24 protein-coding genes are annotated in these 22,997 nt (G+C 69.3%); 8 read left to right on the forward strand and 16 right to left on the reverse strand.

Annotation, left to right across the window (positions count from 1 at the left end):
* Positions 1-43: 43 nt before the first annotated feature.
* The 6 genes from STRTUCAR8_RS43795 to STRTUCAR8_RS43820 all read right to left on the reverse strand — a co-directional run bounded on the left by STRTUCAR8_RS43795 (position 44) and on the right by STRTUCAR8_RS43820 (position 4,990).
* The gene (locus STRTUCAR8_RS43795) at positions 44-337 is read right to left on the reverse strand and encodes a hypothetical protein (RefSeq protein WP_006382927.1); all 294 of its coding nucleotides are present in this window, start codon (positions 335-337) and stop codon (positions 44-46) included.
* Between the two features lie 135 nt (positions 338-472).
* Positions 473-727: a DUF5302 domain-containing protein gene (locus STRTUCAR8_RS50910; RefSeq protein WP_006382917.1), complete on the reverse strand. Its 255-nt coding sequence runs from the start codon at positions 725-727 to the stop codon at positions 473-475.
* A 113-nt stretch (positions 728-840) separates the two neighbouring features.
* Positions 841-1,860, reverse strand: a complete 1,020-nt coding sequence (locus tag STRTUCAR8_RS43805; RefSeq protein WP_006382930.1) for a zinc-dependent alcohol dehydrogenase — start codon at positions 1,858-1,860, stop codon at positions 841-843.
* 71 nt (positions 1,861-1,931) lie between these two features.
* Positions 1,932-2,255, reverse strand: a complete 324-nt coding sequence (locus STRTUCAR8_RS43810) for a putative quinol monooxygenase (protein ID WP_006382919.1) — start codon at positions 2,253-2,255, stop codon at positions 1,932-1,934.
* Positions 2,256-2,366: 111 nt separating this feature from the next.
* Positions 2,367-3,896: a flavin-containing monooxygenase gene (locus tag STRTUCAR8_RS43815; RefSeq protein WP_006382910.1), complete on the reverse strand. Its 1,530-nt coding sequence runs from the start codon at positions 3,894-3,896 to the stop codon at positions 2,367-2,369.
* Positions 3,897-3,952: 56 nt separating this feature from the next.
* On the reverse strand, positions 3,953-4,990 hold the full coding sequence (locus tag STRTUCAR8_RS43820; protein WP_044473928.1) for an AraC family transcriptional regulator: 1,038 nt from the start codon (positions 4,988-4,990) through the stop codon (positions 3,953-3,955).
* Positions 4,991-5,097: 107 nt separating this feature from the next.
* Here STRTUCAR8_RS43820 and STRTUCAR8_RS43825 point away from each other — a divergent pair, with 107 nt between their 5' ends.
* Positions 5,098-5,682, forward strand: coding sequence for a TetR/AcrR family transcriptional regulator (locus tag STRTUCAR8_RS43825; protein WP_006382936.1), 585 nt, complete (start codon positions 5,098-5,100; stop codon positions 5,680-5,682).
* 2 nt (positions 5,683-5,684) lie between these two features.
* Here the strand turns inward: STRTUCAR8_RS43825 and STRTUCAR8_RS43830 are convergent, their stop codons facing one another.
* Positions 5,685-6,161, reverse strand: a complete 477-nt coding sequence (locus STRTUCAR8_RS43830) for a tautomerase family protein (protein WP_006382926.1) — start codon at positions 6,159-6,161, stop codon at positions 5,685-5,687.
* A 223-nt stretch (positions 6,162-6,384) separates the two neighbouring features.
* Positions 6,385-7,233 (reverse strand): aldo/keto reductase, encoded by an 849-nt coding sequence (locus STRTUCAR8_RS43835; protein ID WP_006382931.1) that lies wholly within the window; start codon positions 7,231-7,233, stop codon positions 6,385-6,387.
* Between the two features lie 72 nt (positions 7,234-7,305).
* On the opposite strand from STRTUCAR8_RS43835, the gene STRTUCAR8_RS43840 reads away from it, so the two are divergent.
* Entirely contained in the window at positions 7,306-7,983 is a 678-nt protein-coding gene (locus tag STRTUCAR8_RS43840; protein WP_006382911.1) for a helix-turn-helix domain-containing protein, read from the forward strand.
* Positions 7,984-8,133: 150 nt separating this feature from the next.
* Here the strand turns inward: STRTUCAR8_RS43840 and STRTUCAR8_RS43845 are convergent, their stop codons facing one another.
* Positions 8,134-8,829, reverse strand: coding sequence for an SDR family NAD(P)-dependent oxidoreductase (locus STRTUCAR8_RS43845; protein ID WP_006382937.1), 696 nt, complete (start codon positions 8,827-8,829; stop codon positions 8,134-8,136).
* A gap of 102 nt (positions 8,830-8,931) precedes the next feature.
* On the opposite strand from STRTUCAR8_RS43845, the gene STRTUCAR8_RS43850 reads away from it, so the two are divergent.
* Complete coding sequence (locus STRTUCAR8_RS43850; RefSeq protein WP_006382933.1) at positions 8,932-9,810, forward strand: helix-turn-helix transcriptional regulator; 879 nt, start codon at positions 8,932-8,934, stop codon at positions 9,808-9,810.
* 743 nt (positions 9,811-10,553) lie between these two features.
* Here STRTUCAR8_RS43850 and STRTUCAR8_RS43855 read toward each other — a convergent pair.
* The 3 genes from STRTUCAR8_RS43855 to STRTUCAR8_RS43865 all read right to left on the reverse strand — a co-directional run bounded on the left by STRTUCAR8_RS43855 (position 10,554) and on the right by STRTUCAR8_RS43865 (position 12,229).
* Positions 10,554-10,949: a hypothetical protein gene (locus STRTUCAR8_RS43855; RefSeq protein WP_078507496.1), complete on the reverse strand. Its 396-nt coding sequence runs from the start codon at positions 10,947-10,949 to the stop codon at positions 10,554-10,556.
* Between the two features lie 174 nt (positions 10,950-11,123).
* Positions 11,124-11,639 carry an MmyB family transcriptional regulator gene (locus STRTUCAR8_RS55935; protein WP_407705466.1) on the reverse strand — a complete coding sequence of 172 codons (516 nt, stop codon included), beginning with the start codon at positions 11,637-11,639 and terminating at the stop codon, positions 11,124-11,126.
* Positions 11,636-12,229: a TetR/AcrR family transcriptional regulator gene (locus tag STRTUCAR8_RS43865; RefSeq protein WP_006382921.1), complete on the reverse strand. Its 594-nt coding sequence runs from the start codon at positions 12,227-12,229 to the stop codon at positions 11,636-11,638. The genes STRTUCAR8_RS55935 and STRTUCAR8_RS43865 overlap by 4 nt, the downstream gene beginning before the upstream one ends.
* 278 nt (positions 12,230-12,507) lie before the next feature.
* On the opposite strand from STRTUCAR8_RS43865, the gene STRTUCAR8_RS43870 reads away from it, so the two are divergent.
* The gene (locus STRTUCAR8_RS43870) at positions 12,508-13,071 is read left to right on the forward strand and encodes a cysteine hydrolase family protein (RefSeq protein WP_006382918.1); all 564 of its coding nucleotides are present in this window, start codon (positions 12,508-12,510) and stop codon (positions 13,069-13,071) included.
* Positions 13,072-13,313: 242 nt separating this feature from the next.
* On the forward strand, positions 13,314-13,667 hold the full coding sequence (locus tag STRTUCAR8_RS43875) for a response regulator transcription factor (protein ID WP_052350947.1): 354 nt from the start codon (positions 13,314-13,316) through the stop codon (positions 13,665-13,667).
* A 100-nt stretch (positions 13,668-13,767) separates the two neighbouring features.
* Here the strand turns inward: STRTUCAR8_RS43875 and STRTUCAR8_RS43880 are convergent, their stop codons facing one another.
* The gene (locus STRTUCAR8_RS43880; protein ID WP_006382924.1) at positions 13,768-14,601 is read right to left on the reverse strand and encodes a class II fructose-bisphosphate aldolase; all 834 of its coding nucleotides are present in this window, start codon (positions 14,599-14,601) and stop codon (positions 13,768-13,770) included.
* A gap of 220 nt (positions 14,602-14,821) precedes the next feature.
* On the opposite strand from STRTUCAR8_RS43880, the gene STRTUCAR8_RS43885 reads away from it, so the two are divergent.
* Positions 14,822-15,613: a DeoR/GlpR family DNA-binding transcription regulator gene (locus STRTUCAR8_RS43885; RefSeq protein ID WP_006382932.1), complete on the forward strand. Its 792-nt coding sequence runs from the start codon at positions 14,822-14,824 to the stop codon at positions 15,611-15,613.
* Positions 15,614-15,791: 178 nt separating this feature from the next.
* Here the strand turns inward: STRTUCAR8_RS43885 and STRTUCAR8_RS43890 are convergent, their stop codons facing one another.
* Genes STRTUCAR8_RS43890 through STRTUCAR8_RS43900 form a run of 3 tightly spaced genes read right to left on the reverse strand, consistent with a single transcriptional unit; the run spans position 15,792 to position 18,925 of the window.
* Positions 15,792-16,679, reverse strand: coding sequence for a carbohydrate ABC transporter permease (locus STRTUCAR8_RS43890; RefSeq protein ID WP_006382935.1), 888 nt, complete (start codon positions 16,677-16,679; stop codon positions 15,792-15,794).
* The gene (locus STRTUCAR8_RS43895; RefSeq protein ID WP_006382925.1) at positions 16,676-17,650 is read right to left on the reverse strand and encodes a carbohydrate ABC transporter permease; all 975 of its coding nucleotides are present in this window, start codon (positions 17,648-17,650) and stop codon (positions 16,676-16,678) included. The genes STRTUCAR8_RS43890 and STRTUCAR8_RS43895 overlap by 4 nt, the downstream gene beginning before the upstream one ends.
* A gap of 3 nt (positions 17,651-17,653) precedes the next feature.
* On the reverse strand, positions 17,654-18,925 hold the full coding sequence (locus tag STRTUCAR8_RS43900) for an extracellular solute-binding protein (RefSeq protein WP_006382915.1): 1,272 nt from the start codon (positions 18,923-18,925) through the stop codon (positions 17,654-17,656).
* 250 nt (positions 18,926-19,175) lie between these two features.
* Between STRTUCAR8_RS43900 and STRTUCAR8_RS43905 the strand changes: the two genes are divergently transcribed.
* Together STRTUCAR8_RS43905 and STRTUCAR8_RS43910 are read left to right on the forward strand one after the other, a co-directional pair.
* Complete coding sequence (locus STRTUCAR8_RS43905; RefSeq protein WP_006382928.1) at positions 19,176-20,075, forward strand: SIS domain-containing protein; 900 nt, start codon at positions 19,176-19,178, stop codon at positions 20,073-20,075.
* A gap of 232 nt (positions 20,076-20,307) precedes the next feature.
* Positions 20,308-22,997 (forward strand): TIM-barrel domain-containing protein (locus STRTUCAR8_RS43910; protein WP_006382934.1); only part of this gene is annotated, 2,690 nt, incomplete at its 3' end.

A 22,997-nucleotide genomic window follows, 5' to 3' on the forward strand; every position in this document is an offset into this window, starting at 1 on the left:
TCACGCACAGGCGGAGTCCGACGTCCAGCCAGTTTCCGCACGCTCAGGCGTTGGCCTGGCCATGCCACGGGGCCCGCCGCGGAGCGGCGTGGTGGACGGGGCGGTCGGCCCGGGCAGCCTGCCGGCGCCACAGCCACACGGACGTCGCCGACAGCAGACCGGTGAAGACCAGCAGGAGGACCACCGACACCCACATCTGCCGGCTTCCGGGGTCGTCCCATCCCACCAACGCGGCCGAGACCGCCCACAGGGCGGCACCTCCGGCATAGAAAAGCCGGATTCGGCGCAGTTGGCGCAGGGCTCGTACGGACGCAGCGTGATCAGTTTCCGGTGCCATGCCGCGCAGGTACCCCGATACGCACCTTCTACAAGCCGACCGGCGAGGCCATCGCGACTCAACCAGCGATACGAACAGACCGCCCCCACGTGGGGGCGGTCTGTCACAGCAGGTCAGTCACATGGCTTCGCGGGATCAGCCGCCGCTCTTGCGACGGAACGAACGCTGGCTCGCGGCCGGGCCGTGCGCGCCGTGGATCTTCGACCTGTCGCTGTTCGCAGCACCGTCGACAGCGTCAGCCTGCTGACCACGCTTGCGCGCGAGCGCCTCCCGGAACTTGCGCTTCAGGTCGTCCTGACCGTCTTCCTGACCCTCGTCGTCGGGCGCGAGGGCAGCGCTCTCGCCGTCAACCGGCTCCGAACCTTCGGGTGATGGAGACTCTGCAGCCATGGTGACCTCCTGGGACCGAGCAGTGGAAAGCACAGCTTGTCATGCCGGGGACCGCTCCAAGCGCCCGCGCCCCGCCTCACCGGCCGCCGTCGCGGGTCGGCGGAGCCGGTGCCTCAGTTCTCCAGGACGAAGATCGGCTTGTGGCCGGCGCGGCCCGAGGTCAGCACGTCGGGGATCTCGTCCCAGCCGTACACGCCGCTGGTGACCAGCTCGGGGTGGAGTGTCCCGGAAGCCACCGCTTCCAGGGTCGGCGTCATGTTCGGGCGCGCGTGTCCCTTGCCGTTGTGGAAGTGGACTCCGCGCTGGTACAGCGAGAGCAGCGGGAGCTGGACCTCCTCGAAGTAGATGCCGACGCTGTTGACATGGCCCTCGGGCATGACCGACAGCAGTGCCTTGCGCAGCCGCGCGGCGTCGCAGCTGGCGTCCACGGCGAGATGGAAGTCCTTCTCCCGCTTGCCGTTGATGTCGTGGACCTCCGCACCGAGCTGCTCGGCGACCTTCATCCTGACCGGGTCGTCGTCGTAGTACACGGTGCGGGCGCGGGCGCAGTGGACGGCTACGTCGACCACGTAGAGGCCGATGGAGCCGGTGCCGCCGAAGACCGCGATCTGCGGGTCGGTGATCCCGGCGACGGTCGGCATCACCGTCTCCCAGCCGAGGGCGAGGTTGTCGCCGATCGACGCCAGGTGCACCGGGTCGACCCCGGCGGGCAGCTTGGCGAGGTTGTAGTCCGCGTAGGGGACGCGGATGAGTTCGTCGAAGGTGCCGCCCCAGGCGCCGTTCACCGGAAGCCCGTACTGGGCGTCGCCGTGGACGAGACAGCGGGCCGGGTGTCCGAGCCGGCACTGTGCGCAGCTGCCGCAGGCTATGTGCCATGCGACGCCGACGACGTCACCGACGGCGACATCCGTGCAGGCGGGGCCGACCTCGACCACCGTGCCCACGCACTCGTGGCCGATCGGGAACGGGCCGAATCCGGAGAACGGTGTCCTGTCGTCGATGACGTGGTGGTCGAGATCGCAGGTCGTGGCCGCTAGTGGGCGTACGAGGGCGTCCGTGCCCTCGACGAGGGTGGGGGCATCGACCTCGTCGAAGCGCAGTTGTCCGGGCGCGACGAACATCAGGCTCTTCATGGGAAAGCTCCTCGCTTACGTGGGGAACCCGGGGCGGGCCGGTGTGCCGGCCCGCCCCGGTCGCCGTACGGTCAGACGGCGCCGGCGTCCGGGTCGCCGGCAGGGATCGCGTCCAGGAAGACCAAGTCCGGGGGGCCGGCCAGCGCCTGCGCCAGAGCGCCGCCGATCTCCCGCATCGCGGCACCCTTCATGTGCGCGCTGAGCGCGTCCTGAGAGGTCCACTTCTCGATCATGACGAACTCACCGGGGGTGCCCGCCTTGCGGTGCAGGGCGTACAGCAGGCACCCCGGTTCGGCGTGCACCTTGGGCAGTGCCGCCGTCAACGTCTTCTCGACCAGCTCTTCCTGGCCGGGCTTGGCGACCATCGTCGCCACCAGAACAATGGGATTAGTCACGGTTTACGCCTTTCGGGGTATGACATTGGTTATCCGCGTCGAGGTTCTCGGACAGCAGCGCGGCCACCTCCGCGAAACGCTCGTCGCGCACTCCATCCAGATCCACCATGGTCAACGTCCCGTTGCCGTCGGGACGTTGTCGCCGGCCGACCGTACCGCCGCGCGGGGCACGCCGTGCAGCTCGCGGCGCAGGCTCGCGCGTGCGATGTCGGCGACGTCCAGCAGATAGGTCTGACGCATCCGCCAGGGGGCACGGTGGCCCTGCCTGGGAAAGCTCTCGACGCCCCGACGGACGTAACCGGACGCCAGTTCGATCAAGGGTCGCTCCCGGACGCCGGGTTCCGCGGGTGGGGTGACCGCCGCGAGGCCGGCCCGGCGCATGTGGTTGAGGACGCGGCACACCAGCCGCGCGGTGAGATCGGCGCGCATGGTCCAGGACAGGTTGACGTAGCCGAAGCAGAGCGCGAGGTTCGGCACGTCGCTGAGCATGGCGCCCCGCCACAGCAGGTGACGAGCCGGCTCGACCGGCTCGCCGTCGACGCTCACCGCGATGTGGCCGAACGCCAGCATGCGCAGCCCGGTCGCCGTCACCACGATGTCGGCCAGCAGCGTCCTGCCCGACCGCAGCAGGATCCCCCCGGCGACGAAGCGCTCGACCTGATCGGTGACCACGTCGACCTCTTCGCGCTGGATCGCCTTGAAGAGGTCCGCGTCGGCCGTGACGCACACCCGCTGGTCCCACGGGGCGTACGACGGGGTGAAGTGCTCACGCACCGCGTCCTGGCCGATCCGCCGCGCGGCAGCCGTGGTCAGCAGCGTCCTCGCCCGGTCGGGGAAGCGCCGGCAGTAGTGGTAGAAACCGTTGGAGTAGGCGGCGTTGCGCGCTCTGACGACCCGGTGGGCCAGCCCGGCGGGCAGCCGCCGCCGGACTCCGGCGGCGAACCGGTCCCGGCGCGGCAGCGCGCTGATCCAGGTCGGTGTGCGCTGCAGCATGGTCACTTTCGCCGCGTCCCCGGCCATTGCGGGGACCAGCGTGATCGCGGTCGCACCGCTGCCGATCACGACGACACGTTTGCCGGTGTGGTCGAGGCCGGTGGGCCAGAACTGCGGTCGCACCACCGTGCCTGCGAAGGACTCGATGCCCGGGAACTGCGGGTCGTGGCCGCGTTCGTAGTCGTAGTAGCCGGTGCACATGTAGAGGAACGAACAGGTCATGGTGGACCGTCGCGGCCCCGCCTCGCCGCCGCTCCGCTCGACGGTCACCGTCCAACTGGCCGTCCCACCGGACCAGTCGGCCGAGATCACCTTCGTGGCGCGGTGGATGTGGCGGTCGATGCCGAACCGTTCCACGGTGCGCCGCAGGTAGTCGAGGATCTCGTCCCCGTCGGCCATGGAGTTCTCACCCGTCCAGGGCTGGAAGGGAAAACTGAGCGTGTAGATGTCGGAGTCGGCGCGGCCTCCCGGGTACCGGAACAGATCCCACGTCCCGCCGAGGGACTCGCGTGCCTCCAGTACGGCGTACGACCGGTCGGGGCACTGTGACCGGACCCGGTAAGCGGCGTCGATACCGGAGATACCCGCGCCGACGATCAGGACATCGACGTGGGCGGGCGGCGAGGTGGAGTGCGGGGCACTGGTCATGGCACCCGAGTATGGAAGCGCTCCGAAGGCGCCACTTGACCCTGGGCGACAAAAATTTAACCCTGCCCGACACGCGGTGACTTGGGAACGCGCCTGGCGTCACGGCGGACCTGCGTCGGCGTCCGGCCGAACCAACGGCGCACCGCACGGGTGAGCGCCGCCTGTCCGGCCAGCTCCACCAGTGACGCCACCTGCGAGAAGGGCATGTCGGTTCCCGTGAGCAGCCGGTGTGCCGCGTTCTTGCGTACCTCGTCGACGATCGCCTGGAACGAGGTGCCCTCCTGCGCCAGTCGCCGCTGCAACGTGCGCGGATGCGCGTGCAGCCACTGGGCGACGAGGTCGATCCGCGCGGGAACCGTGCCCAGAGCGCGCCCGACAGCCGACCGCACCGTGGTCGTGACGCTGTCGCGGGGATCGGTGTAGTGGGCCTCCAGGTACTCCACGACCATGCGCCGCAGTTCGGGGTTGACCGGGGTCGACATCGGCTGGACGAAGAGCTTCTTGCGTACCCGCAGCAGGGCGCGGTCAGCGTCGAACCGGATCGGCGCGCCGAAGAACTCGGCGTACACCGATTCGTCCGTCAGCGGCGGATGGGGCATGTAGACCCCGAGCAGCTCGTATCCGCCGCTCATCGTGACGAGATTGCGGTGCAGCAGCCCCAGCCCCGCGTCGATCGTCTGCGGCTCGTACGGGATGTCCGGATGCACCATCCGGTATTCGACGGCTCCCACCCCCGCGTAGCGCTCGGGATCGTCCACGCGAGACAGACGGATGGCCTGATTGTGGACGAAGAGGAACCGGGACGCGCAGTCCAGACCTTTTCCGACCGTGTCGCAGTTCCCGACCGCCAGAGCCAGCGGGCCGAGCATCGACATGTCCTGGCGCGCCGCCAGGCGCAGGCCGAGATCCGGACAGTCCAGTTCCTTCGTGGCGCGGCGCAGGATCCGCCCGGCCGTCACCGCCGGCAGCAGCCCGTGATCGGAATCCAGGTCCCCCGGCGAGACGCCGAACTCGCCCAGCAGCTCCGCCCCGTCACCCCCGAGATCGTCGATCAGACGATCGATGCCCCGGATCGCGGCGGCCCGGATTTCCATCTGCACGTCCTACCGCCCTCCATGACATTCGTCAGCGATCACAGAGATCCGCCTCGGGCTAAGCTATGACGAACGTCATAGCCGGTGGGGCCGGAAGGGATCCGTCCGTGACCAAGTCCAGTACGGCAGTGCGGCAGCGGATCGTGGCCGGTGCGGCCGACATGATCAGCAGGCGCGGCCTGAACGCAACGAGCATCCGCGAGACGGCCAAGCACGCCCGGGCGCCGCTCGGCTCGACGTACCACTACTTCCCGGAGGGCAAGCAGCAGCTTGTCACCGAGGCCGTCCGCTACACGGGCGCCTGGACCGCGGGCAGTCTGCGCAAGGAGCTGGAGGCGGGACCGGTCGCCGGACTGCGCGCCTTCCTCGCCCTGTGGCGCAAGATCGTCGTCGACAGCGATTTCCGGGCCGGCTGTCCTGTCCTGGCCGTCTCCGTGGAGGAGTCTCCTACCGACGAGCCGACGACCGCCCTCCTGGCCGCCGCCGACGTCTTCACCGAGTGGGAGAACCTGCTGGCCGGATCGCTGCGGGAGCACGGAGTCGAGGCACGGCGGGCGGCCCAGCTCGCGACGCTCGTCGTCGCGGCGGTCGAAGGGACCGTGGCCATGTGCCGCGCCAAGCGCAGTGCCCAGCCCCTCGACGACACAGCGGAGCAGTTGCAGGTCCTGATCCTCTCCGCGATCGAGGACTGACCTCACGCCCCCAGCGCCGCGCGGACGGCTTTGACCCGCCCCTCGGTGAAGACACCGCTCTCGAGGAGCGGCAGAACGGACAGCACACCTCCGGACGAGCCCCAGCTGCCTTCGTCGATGACACGGAAGTTGACCCACCAGGCCGGCGCCGGCTTCTCCAGCCCACAGGCCGTCGCGAGCGCGGTCAGCACCCGCTCGATCACCTCGGCCCGGACATCCCGCTGCCAGGCGGCGTCCATGACCGCGACGTCGATCACCATGACGTCGAGATCGTCGGCGACGTCGGCCAGCAGCCGCCCGCCGATGGCCATCATGTCCCGCTCGCGCTCGACGAAGTGCACCTGGAACCCGGCCCTGGCGGCCGGAGCGTGCTGCCCGACCTCGGGCACCAACACCGCGTCCGTCAGCGTTTCGGCCAGCTCCCGGCGCTGCTCAAGACTCAGGCGCCCTCCAGGGGAATTCACGGTGATGATCGTCATGACAGCTCCCTATGACAGTCGTTATAAACCATCGGCAGGCTACACAGTTCCAGCGCCACTGTCATTCCGGGCGCAACTCGACCGGCTTCGGATCGGCCGACGCGACGACGGGCCGCGTACACACCGGAGTCAGGCGGTCGGCAGTCGCGCCCGTCGTCCCGGCGGGCATCGTGACGACCGCTTCCCTGGCTTCTCCCTGGGGACCCTTCTGCGGAACCTGGCGTCAGGCGAGGTCGGCGAGGTCTTCCTCGGTGAGGTCGATCCCGGCGACGGCCATGTTGTCCTCCAGGTGCGAGAGGGAGCCCGTACCAGGGATGGCCAGGGTCACCGGCGAGGAGGCCAGCAGCCAGGCCAGGCCGATCCGGGACACCGAGACGCCGTGCCGGGCGGCGACCTTGGCCAGCCGCTCGTCGTCGGGTTCCCGGCCACCGCCGAGCGGGAAGAAGGGCACGAACGCGATGCCGGCCTCCTCGCATGCGGCGAGCAACTCGACGTCGCCGCGCTGGGCTGCGTGGTACGCGTTCTGCACGGCCACCACCGGCGCGATCGCCCTGGCCTCCGCGAGGTGGTCGACGTCGACGTTGCTGACGCCGAGGTGCCGGATCAGGCCCTCCTCGCGCAGCGCCGCGAGCGCCTCGAAGCGTGCGGCCAGGGACTCACCGCGCGGGGGCGCCATGGGGCCGATACGCAGGTAGACCAGGTCGAGGCGGTCCACGCCGAGGTTTTCGAGGTTGGCCTCGACAAGGCCGCGCATGTCTGCCGGGGCGGCGTGCCGCAGGCCGCCGGAGCCGATGATCGGGCCCACCTTGGTGGCGATGACCAGGTCCGACGGGTAGGGGTGAAGGGCCTCGCGGATGAGGGTGTTGGCGCGCACCGCACCGCCGGCACTGAAGTAGAAGTCGGCGGTGTCGAGGTGGTTGACGCCGAGCTCGACGGCCCGGCGCAGTACGGCACGGCCGGTCTCGGGGTCGCGGGCGGGACCACCCATGCCGTCCTTGGACGGCAGGCGCATGGCACCGAAACCGAGCCGGTTGACGGCCAGGTCGCCGCCGAGGCGGAATTCATTGCTCATGGACTCAGCCTGCACGGCTCCGAACCCGCTGACGAGGCTGTGACACCTTGCTGCCAGGGGCACAATGAACGCATGCCACAGACCATGATCCTCAGCGGTGATCTTGAGCTCCGGGCACGAGTCGTACCCCTCACGGAGTCGTTCGACGCGGAATGGGTCAGCGCGGCGCGCGATCTCGACACCTGGCCCGGCTCCCGCGAGGCCGCACGACTGCGGATCCGGCACGACGGAGCCCGCCGGGCCCGCAAGCTGTTCAGCCCGGCCGTACTCGCCGACGAGCGCGACCGGGAGACCCTGCGTGAGATGGCCGCCAACGGCATGCGGGTGCGTATCGCCGCCGCCCCGCTCCCCCAGGGCACGGTCTTCATCGACCGGCGGACAATGATCCTCACCGGTCCCTCGTCCTCCCCCGCGTCCGCGTCCCCGCGCGACCACGGGCACCGTACGTACACGATGAGCGTGGAACCCGCCCTGGTCAGCGGGGCGTACGCGCTGTTCGAGGCCGCATGGGAAGCCGCTACCGACCTGGCGGTCTTCTTCCGACCCGAGCGTCCTCAGATCGGCACACAGGCCCGTACGGTGCTGTCCGCACTGGGGTCCGGTGCGACCGACACGACAGCCGCACGGGAACTGGGCATGTCGTTGCGCACCTACCGCCGCCGAGTCGCCGAACTCCTCGTCACCCTGGGCGCGGACTCACGTTTCCAGGCCGGCCTGCGCGCGGGCGAGTTGGGTCTCGATCGCCGGTGAGCGGCTGTCTCCGGCCGAGTCGCTGTCCGATTCACGGCACAAGCGGAAGCGGAAGCGGGACCGAGAACCGGCCTACTGTCTTACGGCCGTACTCCGGAGCCCTCGTCCGTGTCGGGCGCGCCCCGGAGTTCACCGTGTGTCAGACGTGGATCACCAGGCCACCACACCGTGACGGTCACGGAAGGTCCCCGTCGGTCCGTCCGCCCCGATGACGGCGAGTTCGACGATCGCGTCAGTCCCCTCGGTCACCGTCTGCGGGCCGCTGTGCCCGTTGAAGTCGGTCGCGGTGTAACCCGGGTCAGCCGCGTTCACCTTGATGTCCGGCCAGGACTTCGCGTACTGCGTGGTCAGCATGGTCACGGCTGCCTTGGACGCCGTGTAGAGCGGCGCGACGGCCCTGCCCTCGACGCGCTCCACGTCGTGCGTGGCCGCGAACGACCCCATACCGCTCGACACATTGACGATGACCGGGGTCGACGACTTGCGCAGCAGTGGCAGGAACGCGTGCGTCACCCGGACGATCCCCACGACGTTGACCTCGAACACCGCACGGGCGTCGGCGGCCGTGATCTGGTCGGCGGAACCGTGTGTCCCGAACACACCCGCGTTGTTGATCAGGACGTCGATGCCGCCCTCGCGAGCCAAGATGTCGGCGGCGGCCGCGGCCACCGACGCGTCGTCGGTCACGTCGATCTCGACGAACCGGGCGCCGAGCGCGTCGGCGGCTGCCTGGCCGCGCTCCGGATCGCGAGCACCGAGGACGACGGTGTGACCGGCCTCGATCAGGCGGCGGGCGGTCTCGTACCCGAGGGACTTGTTGGCTCCTGTGATGAATGTTGTTGTCATGCGTTCACTGTCGGCCCGTGCCATGGGGACAACCAGTGCCCCCTGCGACGGTAGGACTGGCAGTACCAGGCACACCGGCTGTCCGGCGTTCACAATGGTCGGGTGGACGAGACCCTTGGCACGGCACTGCGCCGCTGGCGCGACCGGCTTTCCCCCCTCGACGTCGGGCGGACTTCGCGGCCCGGACGGCGTGCCGTGGGGTTGCGACGCGAGGAACTCGCCGACCTCGCGGGCCTGTCGGTCGACTACGTGGTGCGGCTGGAGCAGGGGCGTGCGACGAGCCCTTCGGCGCAGGTCGTCGCGAGCCTGGCCAGGGCGCTGCAGCTGCAACCCCTGGAGCGCGATCACGCATACCGGCTGGCCGGTCTCCTCCCGCCGCAGGAGGGAACCATCTCCACGCATGTGCCGGCGGGGGTCCAGCGGATGCTGGCCCGTCTCGGGGAGTTCCCGGTGGGCGTGTTCAGTGCCGACTGGACCCTGCTGTCGTGGACTCCCGCATGGACGGTCCTGATGGGCGATCCCAGCGGACGGACCCACGACGAGCGGAACCTGGTGCGGACGGTCTTCGCACCAGGATCCAGAGCACTCACTGCCTGGCCGGTGATCCAGGACGGCAACTCTTTGAACCCCGCTCTCGTCGCCGATCTGCGCACGGCTCTCGTCGACTACCCCCGCGACCGGGGACTGATCGACCTTGTCGCGGAACTGCGTTCCACCAGTGCGGAGTTCACCCGGCTGTGGGACGAGGGCGCCGTCGGTCCGCACGTCTCGGCCCGCAAGACCGTCGTACACCCCCAGGTCGGCGAGGTGGTGTGCGACTGCGACGTGCTGACCGTCCCGGGCTGCGACGTCCGTCTCGTCGTGTACACGGTGGCAGCCGGCTCCGACGACGCCGAGAAACTGGAGTTCCTCCGGGTCACGAACGGTGTCCGCCCCGACCGCCCGGCGGCACCGGGGCCCGGACTCTTCTCCGCGCCGTGACGATCGGACCAGCCTGGCACGTTCGATGATCCGGTGTCCGGGAGTACGCGTCCGGAGTTGTCGGCGGGGTGTACGCGGCCCACACCGGGCCCGTCGCGCGAGCGGCTACGCCTCGCGGTAGGTGTCTCGCGGTAGGTGTGCTGTGGAGCCAGGCCGTAGGCGACCGCGCCGAGGCCGGCCCCTTGCTCGGCGTCGCCCACGACTTCCCGACGGCGGATCTACCGCAGCCCCGCCGGGTCGTCCTGATCTCCGCCTGGCCCATCTCACGCTCGGCCGACCCGCGGTATGGGCCATCGCCTCCGACGTGTGGCGTCTGAAAGACGGCGCGACCCCCGAGGGCAGGACCCTCGACGTGACGGCCCGCCCGGGCGCCGTGCCGTCGGTCTCAGCTGCGGACGCGGAGGTCGCGCCAGCGAGCGGTGATTCCCTGTCCCCGCAGGGACGCGCCGGCATCGTCCGCGACCTGGTGCACGTCCTGGGCAGACACAGCCGGATGGTTGTGTCCTGGCCCACCCGGACCAGGACACGACCGTTGATCAACCCGTCCTCGGCGGCCTCGGTACGACCCCCAGCGAAGCCCGTTCCCCGTCGCTGCACGCGGCGCATCAGGGCTTGCAGCCGTGTCGGGCGGCTGGTGGTCGATGAGGTTCCCGGGCAAGGTTTTCTACGCCCTCCTTCGGCGCGCGCACGCAGTGGTGCGGGGTGCGTGTACGCGCGCCTGGGACGACGGCCCGGCCTACGGCCTAGCCGTCGTAGACACCCCAGTCACGTACCGTTCCGTGGCCGGAGCAGTTGCCGCCGAACTGCCAGTAGCCGGGGCCTACCAGCGGGCCCCGGATCTCGGTGAAGTCCGAGCACTGGGTCCATGCACCGGATCGGCCGTAGTCGACGTTGCAGTTCGCCGCCCACCGCGTGCCGTAGTTGACGAAGTCGTTGCAGTAGTTCACGTGCTTGACCGAGGGACCCCCCTCGCTGCCGTCACCCTTGACGATTTTCACCGGACCGGCGGGTAACCGCATGGGCTCCGCTGCCCTTACCGACGAGGTGGGCTCGGCTGCGCCCGTCGGCGCGGCCACGGCGGAGGTGGTTCCCGCCGCAAACAGCAGCGAACTGGCTGCCACTACCAAGTAGCGTTTCACTTTTCCTCCCAATGGAACGCATAGGTCCCATAAGTGGTGGACGAGTTACCTACTGAACTTGGTGCAGCCATGACACTAGGGGCCTGAGGAGAGGGGCGAAATAGTTTCGGCGCGTCACCCGGAGAACGTCCGGAAAGGGCCCAACAAGGGATAAAACCGGCTAGCTGACCGGTTTCAGTCGACCCCCTTTACGCCGAGGCGTTGGACTCGGCCCGCCCGCTGTCTCGGCTGGCACTCCTCCACCGACACCCACCGGACGGCCCCGACATGGGCACGCGACCCCTGGCAGTCCAACGTCAGCAGGCCCACCCGCGGATGCTCGACCGTCCTGCGCGAGACCTCCAGACTACCGACGACACCCGCCTTCCCCAGTTCGGTGAACCGCTCGCTGCCCGCGCACAACTCGGCGGTCAGGCGCTGCAGTTGGCGGTCGGCGGGATACCTGGCAGCAGCGGCGCGCAGTTCGGAGACCATGCCGCCCGACCGGCGGCTACTTCGGCGCCACCGGCACGCTCCCTTGGTGAGGTGGTGAGGTGACCGCCGCCGCACGAGCCGAGACCACGGCCCTTCGGCGCGCAGCCGCGCTCCAGCCTGCCGGACCGGCGCGTGTGAACTGCCCAGCAGGTCGTCGAGCACGAGGGGGCGGGCGGTCCGGGGATTCTCGACGTCCACCACCCTCGCCGACGTCACGGACCGGGCCGTCGTGGCCCTGGGGCTCCCGTGCGCAAGCCGTCCATGATGAGGTCCAGCAGGCGCGTCGACTGCGAGCGCCAGTCCCCGTTGAGGTCGATCTGCCAGACACCGGCGATGGCGAGGAGGAAGTCGTCGACAGTCGTTCCCGGACGGATGGTGCCGCTCTCATGGTTGGCGTCGAGCAGCAGCCCGATCGCGTCGGTCACCAGGGAGTATCCCGGCCTTTCCGGGCCCCCCGTCGCACGGGTGGCCTGCCGCAGCGCGTCGGAGAGACCCGCCTTGGCCATGGCGAAGTAGGCGAGGCGGTCCATCCACTCACGCAGCGCCCGGTCGGGTTCCCTGGTCTTGAGCAACTCGGCCGCGCTGTCCGTGAGTTGCTGCACCTCATGGCGGTGCACTTCCAGGACGAGCGCCTCACGATCGGGAAAGTTGCGATAGAACGTCCCCTGCCCGACGCCCGCCTTCTTCGCGATCACACTCAGCGGTACGTCCGCCGAACGCGACAGTTCGACCAGCGCCACGTCCAGGATGCGCTCGCGATTACGCTGCGCGTCCGAGCGCTGAGGCACGTTGCTCCTCGACTCCACACGTGCTCCTTCCGGGCCCACTTCGGAATCCCCTTTCTGACCGGACAGCCGCCGGATACAGTTGGGCTCCGGTATCGGACTGGTGTCCGTTTGAGGCCACCATAGTCGGCGAGCGGGTTCCGGCCCGAGCGAACGGTGCACAGCCTCGTCCTGATACGTCGCCAGGTCAGACCGGCACGTTCTGGCGCGACGCTGCCAAGGACGTCCGAAACGTCTGTCGCGGCACGGCTGATCCACCGGCCTCGCTCTCGGTTCCCCACAGCGAAGGGACTGCGAGCATGGCGAAAAGCGCACTTCTGGTGATGGACGTCCAACGGGACGTCGTGGCCATCGCCGACGACGGTTCCGGATATCTGCCCCGATTGCGCGGGGCGATCGACGGTGCCCGGACTGCCGGCATCCCTGTGATCTACGTGGTGATGGGGTTACGGCCAGGCGATCCGGAAGTCAGCCCCCGCAACCGGGTGATGGCGAACGTCGTGCGGGCCGGCCTGTTCACCGAGGGGGCACCTGGCACCGAGATCCATCCCGATGTCGCGCCCCACCAGGGCGACGTGGTGGTCACCAAGAGGCGCGGAAGCGCGTTCTCGGGCAGTGACCTCGACCTGGTGCTCCGGGCTCGCGACATCGACAGCCTCGTTCTCACCGGCATCGCCACCAGCGCTGTGGTGCTGTCCACTCTGTGGCACGCCATCGACCTGGACTTCGGCCTCACCGTCCTGGCGGATGCCTGCCTCGACACCGACCCCGAGGTGCACCAGATGCTCACCGAAAAGCTGTTCCCACAGTGGGCAGATGTCCTTACCGTCGAGGACTGGCTCAAAGCCGTCGCACCGCGATAGCGCGAGGCCGTCCGGCGCCCCACCGGGCGGAACCGCTGACTTCCCACCGACCGGGTGAGGCCGGCCGACGACACTCTGTGCTGCTGCCCGCCTGACGCGATACGTGAGCGGGCCGCCGCCCACGTCCCGGAAGGGGACGCGGCGGCGGGCCCTAAAAATTCCGCGGTGTGGCGGAGTAACCCGCCGGACGTACGTCTTTGCGGGCATTGCGTGCCGTGCCAGCGGTTTCCTGGGCAAGGGGCGTGGAACCCGCCGGCCTCCTGCACGCCGTCAGGCTGTTCGGCCGGGGTCATTCGCTGCTGTCCCCCAGAGCGACCAGGGCCCTCATCGCCCGCTGCTTAGCCCTACCGGAGACCACGAGCCCTGCGGCGCCGGAGCTGAAGACCCTCACCGAACGGGAGCGCCAGGACCTCGGTCTCGTCGCCGCCGGCCTCTCCAACAGCACTATCGCGGAAAGGCTTCACGTCTCACCCTGGACCACCACGACCCACGTACACCGCATCATGGCCAAGCTGGGCGCCCGGTACCGCGCCCAACTCGTCGTGATCGCGTACCAGTCCGGTTTCACTCGCCCCGGCATACGGACGGGCACATGACACCACGACGGTGATCCTTCGAGCCGCCGCGGCAGACAGCTGGACGATCGAAGAGGCCGGTGGCGAAGACGCCCCCTGCCCGGCCGCTCCTGACAGGCATTCACCCGAGTACGCGCAGCGCCTGGGCGACCGTCTCCACCGTGCGGGCGCGTGCCGCGGCGAGCCAGGGGCGTGGGTCGACGGTCCGGGGGCCGTCGCTGAAGGCGTCGCGAACGGCTCCGGTGAAGGCGATGTTCAGTGCCGTACCTATGTTGATCTTCGTCATGCCGGCGGTGATCGCGCGGCGCAGCTCGTCCTCGGGCACGCCGGTGGAGCCGTGCAGGACGAGGGGAACGGGAACGGACTCCTTCAGGCGGGCGATCAGTTCGTGGTCGAGCCGCGCGGTGCGGGTGGTCATGGCGTGTGAGCTGCCGACGGCCACGGCGAGGGCGTCGACGCCCGTCCTGGTCACGAACTCGCATGCCTGTCCGGGGTCGGTGCGGGCGCCGGGTGCGTGGACGCCGTCCTTGCCGCCGACCTCGCCGAGTTCGGCCTCCAGCCACAGCCCGTGGGCGTGCGCCCATTCGGCGGCGGCGCGGGTCGCGGCCAGGTTGCGGTCGCGCGGAAGCGCCGAGGCGTCGTACATCACGGAGCCGAAGCCGTTGTCCGCGGCACGGCGCAACAACGCCTCGTCGGTGACGTGGTCCAGGTGCAGGGCGACCGGGACCGATGCCGCCTCGGCCACCGCCGCGGTGGCGCGGGCGATCGGTGCGAGGGCACCCCCGTGGAACCGCACCGCGTTCTCGCTGATCTGGCAGATGACCGGGGCGCCCACGGTCTCGGCACCGGCCACGATCGCCTCGGCGTGCTCCAGGGTGATCACGTTGAACGCGCCGACCGCGCGCCCCTCGGCGCGCGCTGCCCGGACAAGGTCGGCGGTGGGAGCCAGAGGCATGTACGGATGGCCTTTCCGGACGACGTTTTCCGCGCACAGCTCCCGGTACCGTTCGCGGCACCGCTCCCGCGCATGATGACGTGACGGAAAATGTGGAACTCGATGCAGGAAATTGCTGTTTTAGAGACGATAAATTGCTGAAATATGCGACCTGCGTCAGAAAGAGGCTGCCCAGCCGTGGTTTCATGGGCGTCTACCCCACCGACAGGGAGCGACTGAGATGGCGGCACCGCAGGCCAGATGGAGCGCACTGCTGGACTTGCTGACGCGCGACGGGCGTATCGAGGTCGAGGCGGCCGCGGCCGAACTCGCGGTGTCCGCCGCGACGATCCGGCGTGACCTCGACGAACTGGCCCGCCAGCAGATGGTCACCCGCACCCACGGTGGCGCGGTGATCAACGCGATCGCGTACGACCTGCCCCTGCGGTACAAGGCGGCACGCCACGCCCCCGAGAAGGAACGCATAGCGCATGCGGCGGCCGGCCTGGTCAAGGCCGGAGCGGTGGTGGGTCTCAACGGCGGCACCACGACCACCGAGGTCGCGCGGGCACTGGCGACCAGGAGCGACCTGGGCCCCGAGGGCGGAGCCGAGCCGTCGCTGACGATCGTCACCAACGCCCTGAACATCGCCAACGAGCTGGTCGTACGCCGCCATGTGAAGCTCGTCGTCACCGGCGGAGTGGCGCGCCCGGCCTCGTACGAACTGATCGGGCCGCTGGCCACCGAACTGCTCGCCGAGATCACCCTGGATCACGTCTTCATCGGAGTCGACGCGATCGACTCCGTGCACGGCGCGACCGCGCATCACGAGGGTGAGGCCAGCATCAACCGGGCCTTGGCGCGGCGCGCCCAACAGGTGGTCGTGGTCGCCGACTCCTCCAAGCTGGGCAAGCGGGCGTTCGCGCGCATCTGCCCGTTGGAGGACGTCCATGTGCTGGTGACCGACAAGGACGCTCCCGCCGGGTTGACCGAACCGTTCGCCGCCGCCGGAGTGGAGATCATCCGCGCCTGAACGTCCTTGCCTTGCAAGGGTGTTCGCGATGTACGTCAGCGGAGGCCCGCCGGGCCGGACAGCGTCGTCCGGCCCGACCGGGGCTCCCTTCAGGCAAGTGCCGTACGCCTCCACCGCGAACGGAGTCACGGTCTCGTCGCTCGCCAGGACGGCAGCCGTCGTCACCGCTTCCACCACTTCACCCCTTGACTCCGCCGGCCGTCAGACCGCTGATCAGATGGCGTTCCACGAAGATGAACAGCACCACCACCGGGACGATGGCGATCAGCGAGGACGCGAAGAGGTACTGCCACTGCTCCTGGTACGCGGTGACGAACCCGGGGATGGCCTTGGTCAGCGTCGTGCGGTCACCCGAGGACGTGATGGTGAGGGCGACGACGTACTCGTTCCACGCGGCGATGAACGTGTACACCACCGCCGTCACCACCCCGGGCATGGCCAGCGGCAGGGTGATCCTGGTCAGCGCCCCGAACCGGCCGACCCCGTCCACGTAGGCCGCCTCCTCCAACTCCTTGGGGACGCTCGCGAAGTAGGCGTTGAGGATCCACACACAGAACGGCAGGTTGAACGCCGCGTTGACGAGGATCAGCGCCTCGCCGGTGTCGGTCAGGTCGAGGCTGACCATCTCGCGGTAGATGCCGACCAACAGGGCGGTGGGCGCGAACATCTGCGTGACCAGGACGAGCAGCAGGAACGCGCCCCGGCCCCGGAACCGGTGTCGCGCGGTGTAGTAGGCGGCCGGCAACCCGACCAGCAGCGCGAGCAGCGTGGACATCCCGGCGACGTACAGGGAGAAGCCCAGTGAGCCGGCGACGGGCGGATCGTCGAGCGACCAGACGTCGGCGAAGTTCGACCAGCGCCATTCGGACGGCAGGTAGGAGGGCGGGGACTTCATGAGTTCCGGCGTCGGCTTCAGCGCCGTCAGCAGCATCTGGAGGTACGGGGAGAGGAAGACCAGGGCGACCAGCCAGCCGGTGCCGGCGATCAGCGCGGTGCGTGCCGTGCGACCGCGTCCGCTGCGCGCGGCCTGTGGTCCGGGGCGTGTGCGTGTGGCGGGCGTTGTCATCGGATCTCCTCCCGCCAGCGCACGACCCGGAGATACGCCAGCACCACGACGAGGATCAGTGCGAAGTTCACGACCGCCATCGCGGCCGACTCGCCGACGGCCTGGTTGTCGAAGGCGAGCTTGTACATGAAGGTCGTCGTCGTGTCGGTGGTGAAGCCGGGGCCGCCGCGGGTCATCGCCCAGATGATCGGGAACGAGTTGAACACGTTGATGATGTTGATGATGGCGGCCACCAGCAGCGAGGGCCGGAGCAGCGGCAGCGTGACGGACAGATACGTCCTGGCCGGGCCCGCGCCGTCCATCCGGGCCGCCTCGTAGACCTCCGCGGGGATGCTCTGGAGTCCGGCGAGTATGACGAACGCGGTGAACGGCAGCGACACGAACACCGCCACGGCCATCATCGCCGCGAATCCCAGGACCGGGTCGGCCAGCCAGTTCACCGGCTTGTCGAGGAGACCCACGTCCATCAGGACGCGGCTGACGACGCCGTAGAAGTTGTTGAGCATCCAGCGCCAGATGAGCGCGGTCATCAGCACGGACGCCGCCCAGGGCACGATGAGCGCCCAGCGGACCGCCCGCTGCCCGGGGAAGCGGGTGTTGAGCAGTTGGGCGAGGCCCAGGGACAGCAGGAGGGTGACCGTGACGACGCCGACGACCCAGACCAGTGTGCGCAGCAGTACGCCCGGCAGGTCCTCCTCGGCGAACAGGTCGGTGTAGTTGTCGAGGCCGGCGGAGCCGAGGGACAGTCCCGTGGAGCTGATCCTGGTGAGGGAGGTGCGGGCCATTTCGACGACGGGCCAGACCACCATGGTCAGGATGAGGGCGACGGCCGGGCCGAGCCACAGGAGTGGTTCGAGGGCCCGCAGGTCGCGCCGCCGTTTTCGGCCCGGCGCGGCGGGCGGTGCCGCCCCCGGTGGGGTCGGCTCCCGCCGGTCCCCCGGGGCGCGTACGGGGATGTCGTGGACGGTCATGCGTCAGCCGGCCTTCTGAGCGGTCTTCTCCGCGGTCTTCTGGATCTTCTCCAGAACCTTCCGGGGATCCCCGTCGGCCACGGCGGTGCCTATCTGCTGCTTCACGGCGCCGTCCACGGCCCCCCAGCCCGGGTTGTCCGCCGGGGCGAACCTGGCGCCCGCCAGCGCGTCGACGAAAGGCTTGTAGTAGTCGGTGTCCGAACTGAGCGCGTCCCCGGCCGACTTGGTGACCGAGAGGAATCCCTCGGTGGACAGGAAGGTGGAGGCGTTCTTCTTCTCGTAGACGAAGTCCAGGAACCTGTTGACGGCTTCCCGGTTCCTGCCCCCGTCCTTCTTGAACGCGACCAGGTAGTCCTGGACGCCCAGGGTGTTGTGGGTGGTGCCGTCCTTGCTGGGCAGTGGCGCGACGCCGTAGTCGAGGTTCTTGTCGACGGGGTCGATGAATCCCTTGCGCATGAAGACGGCGCCGTTGATCATGCCGATCTTGCCCTGGGCGAACTGGTTGAAGACGTCCTTGCGGTTGGTGGTCTCCGGGTTGGGCTGGGTCAGGCCGTCCTTGGTCAGTTTCCTGAGGTAGGTCAGGGTCTCCACGTTGGCCGCCTGATCGACGGCCCATCTGCCGGCGTCGTCGACCCAGCCGCCGCCGTTGTTCATCGACCAGATGCCGAACTCGCCCTGGGCCTCCTCCGGTCCGAGCGGCAGACCCAGCGGGATGACCCCGGTCCCCCCGTCCGCCTTGATCTTCCTGGCGGCGGCCTCGACCTCGGCCCAGCTCGTCGGCGGGGCCGTGACACCCGCCTTCCTGAAGATCTCCTTGTTGTAGAAGAACAGCCGGGCGCTGGAGATGAACGGCAGGCCGTACTGGACCTGTTCGTACGTGGCCTGTTCGGCGAAGAGAGGCAGGAAGTCGTCCAGCACCTTCGCCGACACCGCCTCGTTCGCCGGGTAGATCAGGTCGTCGCGGGCGAAGTCGGAGAACTTGTTGTAGTTGAGGACGTCAGGCTGCTGCTTGGTCTGGATGTACGTCTTGACCTTGGAGTCCATCTGCTCCCAGTCGACGACTTCCAAGTTGACCTTGTAGCCGGGGTTCCCTGCCTCAAAGTCCTTGATCAGGTTCTTCCAGTAGGGCTGGGTGTCGTCGTCGTACTTCGCGGCCACGAAGGTGATCGTCCGGCCGTCGGAGTGGCCGCTGCTCGAAGATCCTCCCTTGCCGCATCCGGTGAGAGCCAGGGCCAGGACCAGGCCTGCGGCCGTGCCGACGAGGTGCCGATTCACGCGAGTACCACCTTCTCTTCGTATGACTGTGCACTTAACGACGAGTGCGGCTCCATGCTCATTTATGCTCGATTCTTGCTAGAATCAAGCATTGAACGTCATCATGCTCAATCAATCACGCATGGTGTCAAGGGCCCGCCGGATCACGACTCGGTCACGCCGAGGCGGATCCCCTTGGGTGCCCGCACCCATCAAGAGAGCGGCGCTTCACCGCGCGACGACGCCCTGTGCGTCCGAGACGGGAGTCCCGATGAGCCAGACCGAGACCGAGATCGCCACACAGCCGGAGTGCTGGCACCGCGCCGTCGCGCTCGCGTGCCGGCCGGAGACCCCAGGCGTCGCCCAACTGCCCAGGACCGGCGAGCGCGTGGCCGTCGTCGGCTGCGGCACGTCATGGTTCATGGCCCAGGCGTACGCGGTGCTGCGCGAGTCCGCCGGCCACGGTGAGACCGACGCCTTCCCGGCGTCCGAGATGCCGGCCGGACGACGCTACGACCGGGTGGTGGCGCTGACCCGGTCGGGCACCACCACCGAGGTGCTGGAGGTGCTCCGGCGCCTGCGTGGGGTGACACCCACCGTCGCGGTCACCGCCGATCCGACGACGCCCGTCATGGAACTCGCGGACATGGCCGCCGTCCTGGAGTTCGCCGACGAGACGTCGGTCGTGCAGACCCGGTTCGCCACCACTGAGCTGGTGTTTCTGCGGGCCCTGCTCGGCGAGGACCTGAGCGGACTGGCCGCGCAGGGGACGGCGGCGCTCGCCGAGCCGCTGACCGAGGAGCTGCTGACCGCCGAGCAGTTCACGTTCCTCGGCAGCGGCTGGGCCTACGGGATCGCCCAGGAGGCGGCGCTGAAGATGCGCGAGGCGGCGGGCGCCTGGACGGAGGCGTATCCGGTGATGGAGTACCGGCACGGGCCGATCAGCGTCACCGGACCCGGGCGCATTGCCTGGTGGTTCGGCGACCCGGCCGGCATCCCCGAGGGGCTGCCCGACGAGATCGCCCGGACCGGCGGCCGGCTGGTGGCCTTCGGCCGCGACCCGGTGGCGGACCTCGTCGTGGTGCAGCGGCTCGCCGCGGCCCTCGGCGCGGCACGCGGCCTCGACCCGGACAACCCGCGCCATCTCACGCGTTCGGTGATTCTCGCCTGACGCCGTTCACGCGAATTTGACGCTCTTCCGAAGCCGGGCCCGCTGCCCGCGGCTCATGCCGTGAGCAGCGGGCCTGTCCGTCGTCAGGGGCCACACCGGCCATCGGGGCCCCGCAGGAATCAGGGAACGCATCGTTGACAGATGAATTTTCCTGCAAGAGTATGTGCGCAAAACTACAAGATCTTGCATAGCTCGTCAGAGACTCCATGCCTCTCCCCGCTGGAGGACACCAGTGCGTGCACAGCCCCGCAGAGTCGGCGCCTCACTCGCCGCCGCCCTGACCCTGACCATCGCCTCGCCGGGCCTGGAAGCCCTCGCCCAGCCCGTGCGGGCCGACGCCGCCTCACGGCCGAGGGTGACCGAAACCGCGGACGGCCTGACCCTGTCCGTACCGGCCACCGGGAGGACTCCCGGCTACACCGTCGCCGTATCCACCGACGGCGATCTCGCCCTCAGTACCGAGCGCGCCGGCACCCCCGTCCTGGCCACCGCGGGCGGTGACACGGGCGGCTTACGGTTCCGCTCGGGCGGCGTCTGGCAGCACGCCACCGACGTCACCGCCTGGAGCTGGAAGAACGGCGTCCTGACCCTGACCGCCGACACCACCCTCGACGGGGCCGGCGTCGAAGCGCGCGTCACCCCGGCCGCCGACCGTTACCAACTCGACTGGAACGTCGAGGGAGTCGAGCCGGACCGGCTGGGACTCGCCTACGATCTGGCCTCCGCCGGGCACTGGTACGGGCACGGCGAGGCCGAGACCCCGCAGGGCGGCCCCGGCACCGACCAGCCCTGGCCGCTGGACAGCGGCGAGGTCGAGCACCCGGGGTTCTCCCCCGCCTCGTACAACATGATCGACCCGTTCTGGTACACCTCCAGCTCGACCGGGCTCCGCGTCGACACCGGGAATGTCATGGACGTGGCGATCAACGAGGGCAAGGACGGGCTCGGCCGCTTCGACGTACGGTCCGCCGACGCCTACAAGGCCACCGTCTTCGTCGAGTCGACGCCGCTGGAGGTCTACCGCGACTACGTGGGCATCGTCGGGAAACCCGCGAAGAGCGACGCCACGTACGAGCAGTACGCCAAGCCGGTGTGGAACTCCTGGGCGCAGTTCTACACCAACGTCGACCAGGAGAAGGTCCTCGACTACGCCGCCGACCTCAAGGCCGACGGGCTGGACGGGCACGCTCTCCAGCTCGACGACAAGTGGGAGTCGAACTACGGCAATCTGACCTTCGACGCCAAGGCCTACCCCGATCCGAAGGCCATGTCGAAGAAGATCCACGACCTCGGCTTCGACTTCGGGCTCTGGACGACCCTGTGGATCAACCTCGACTCCGACAACTACCAGTTCGCCGTCGACAGGGGCTACTTGCTGGGAGACGCCGCCGACCCCGCCAAGCCGTGCACGGTGACCTGGTGGAACGGCACAGCCGGGATCATCGACCTCGCCAACCCGGACGCCAGGGCCTGGTACACCGGTCGCGTCAAGTCCCTGATGAGCGACTACGACATCGACGGCCTGAAGTTCGACACCCGCTTCTTCGACGACAAGTGCGCCCCGCGCGACGGATACAAGCCGACGGACTACCAGCGGCTCGGCACCGAACTCGCCGACGAGTTCGACCTGCAGGGCGTCGGCATCCGCGTGCACTGGGACTCCACGGCCCACCGGGCCGGATTCGTCACCCGGCAGGTCGACAAGGGCACCGGCTGGGACTCGGTCCGCGCGTCGGTCACCCAGAACCTCGCGATCTCCACAATCGGCTACCCCTTCGTCACCACCGACATGATCGGCGGCTCCGGCGGCCAACCGGCCCCGGAGAAGGAGGTGTTGATCCGCTCCGCGCAGGTGGCGTCGCTCATGCCGCTGATGTACTCGTCCACCTCGCCCGTCGGCACCATCGATGTGACGACCGGCCAGAAGGTCGTCTACGACCAGGAGACCATCGACCTCTACCGAGCGGCGATCAAACGGCACGAACGCCTCGCGCCCTACATCTGGGACCAGGTCCAGCAGACCCTCAGGACCGGTGACCCGATCGTCCGGCCACTGTTCTTCGACTTCCCGAAGGACAGGGCGAGTTACACCGTCCCGGACGAGTGGATGCTCGGCCCCGCCGTCCTCGCCGCGCCGCAGGTGACCGACCGGGCCACCCGGACCGTGCACCTGCCGCCGGGCACCTGGTACGACGTCAACCAGGGCACCGTGATCCGCGGCCCGAAGGACCTCAAGGGCTACGGCGCTCCCCTCGGGGTCACCCCGGCCTTCGTGAACCTCAGGGCCAAGGGCGCCGACAAGGCCCTGCGAGCCCTGCGGAGCAACGACGCTCCCGCCGCATCCGTGCTGCTCGCCCCCGACGCACCGGAGACCGGCAACGGCGAGGCCTTCGAGATCACCACTACGGCCACCAACTGGGGCTCCCGGCCGCTGAGGAAGGTCACCGCCACGCTGGCGGCGCCCACCGGCTGGCGCGCCGAGGCCGTCACAGCCGCGACCACCAGGTCCCTGGCGGCCGGGGCCACTCTCACCACCCGGTGGAAGGTCACCCCGCCCGCCGACGCCGACTGGGGCAGCCACACCCTCACCGGGACCGTCACCTACGACGGCGGTACGAAGGTCTCCGACCGCGTGCCGGTGAAGGTGAAGCCGGAGCCGGGCACCGTCTCGGCTCCGTACCGCACCGCCGACACCACCGGCGGCGCCCAATTCGCCCAGGCGGGCGACCAGTTCGCCATCTGGGCGGGCGGCCAGGACCTGTCGGGCTGGAAGGACGAGAAGGCCGCCGTCTACGAGAGCGGGGTGGTAGGTGACAAGTCCACCGTGCGGGCGCGAGTCGTCTCGCAGAACTCCGCCAGCTCCCTCGGCAAAGCCGGGCTCGCCGTCGCCAACGACCTTGCGGCGCCCGGGAAGGGCGGCTA

The organism is Streptomyces turgidiscabies Car8, assembly GCF_000331005.1.
Classification (GTDB): domain Bacteria; phylum Actinomycetota; class Actinomycetes; order Streptomycetales; family Streptomycetaceae; genus Streptomyces; species Streptomyces turgidiscabies.

What these genes read in the sequence shown, in the direction of transcription:
- STRTUCAR8_RS43795 (WP_006382927.1), bottom strand. Translation starts at nt 337, where the DNA reads ATGGCACCGGAAACTGATCACGCTGCGTCCGTACGAGCCCTGCGCCAA.
- STRTUCAR8_RS50910 (WP_006382917.1), bottom strand. Translation starts at nt 727, where the DNA reads ATGGCTGCAGAGTCTCCATCACCCGAAGGTTCGGAGCCGGTTGACGGC.
- STRTUCAR8_RS43805 (WP_006382930.1), bottom strand. Translation starts at nt 1,860, where the DNA reads ATGAAGAGCCTGATGTTCGTCGCGCCCGGACAACTGCGCTTCGACGAG.
- STRTUCAR8_RS43815 (WP_006382910.1), bottom strand. Translation starts at nt 3,896, where the DNA reads ATGACCAGTGCCCCGCACTCCACCTCGCCGCCCGCCCACGTCGATGTC.
- STRTUCAR8_RS43820 (WP_044473928.1), bottom strand. Translation starts at nt 4,990, where the DNA reads ATGGAAATCCGGGCCGCCGCGATCCGGGGCATCGATCGTCTGATCGAC.
- STRTUCAR8_RS43830 (WP_006382926.1), bottom strand. Translation starts at nt 6,161, where the DNA reads ATGACGATCATCACCGTGAATTCCCCTGGAGGGCGCCTGAGTCTTGAG.
- STRTUCAR8_RS43835 (WP_006382931.1), bottom strand. Translation starts at nt 7,233, where the DNA reads ATGAGCAATGAATTCCGCCTCGGCGGCGACCTGGCCGTCAACCGGCTC.
- STRTUCAR8_RS43840 (WP_006382911.1), top strand. Translation starts at nt 7,306, where the DNA reads ATGCCACAGACCATGATCCTCAGCGGTGATCTTGAGCTCCGGGCACGA.
- STRTUCAR8_RS43845 (WP_006382937.1), bottom strand. Translation starts at nt 8,829, where the DNA reads ATGACAACAACATTCATCACAGGAGCCAACAAGTCCCTCGGGTACGAG.
- STRTUCAR8_RS43870 (WP_006382918.1), top strand. Translation starts at nt 12,508, where the DNA reads ATGGCGAAAAGCGCACTTCTGGTGATGGACGTCCAACGGGACGTCGTG.
- STRTUCAR8_RS43880 (WP_006382924.1), bottom strand. Translation starts at nt 14,601, where the DNA reads ATGCCTCTGGCTCCCACCGCCGACCTTGTCCGGGCAGCGCGCGCCGAG.
- STRTUCAR8_RS43885 (WP_006382932.1), top strand. Translation starts at nt 14,822, where the DNA reads ATGGCGGCACCGCAGGCCAGATGGAGCGCACTGCTGGACTTGCTGACG.
- STRTUCAR8_RS43890 (WP_006382935.1), bottom strand. Translation starts at nt 16,679, where the DNA reads ATGACAACGCCCGCCACACGCACACGCCCCGGACCACAGGCCGCGCGC.
- STRTUCAR8_RS43895 (WP_006382925.1), bottom strand. Translation starts at nt 17,650, where the DNA reads ATGACCGTCCACGACATCCCCGTACGCGCCCCGGGGGACCGGCGGGAG.
- STRTUCAR8_RS43905 (WP_006382928.1), top strand. Translation starts at nt 19,176, where the DNA reads ATGAGCCAGACCGAGACCGAGATCGCCACACAGCCGGAGTGCTGGCAC.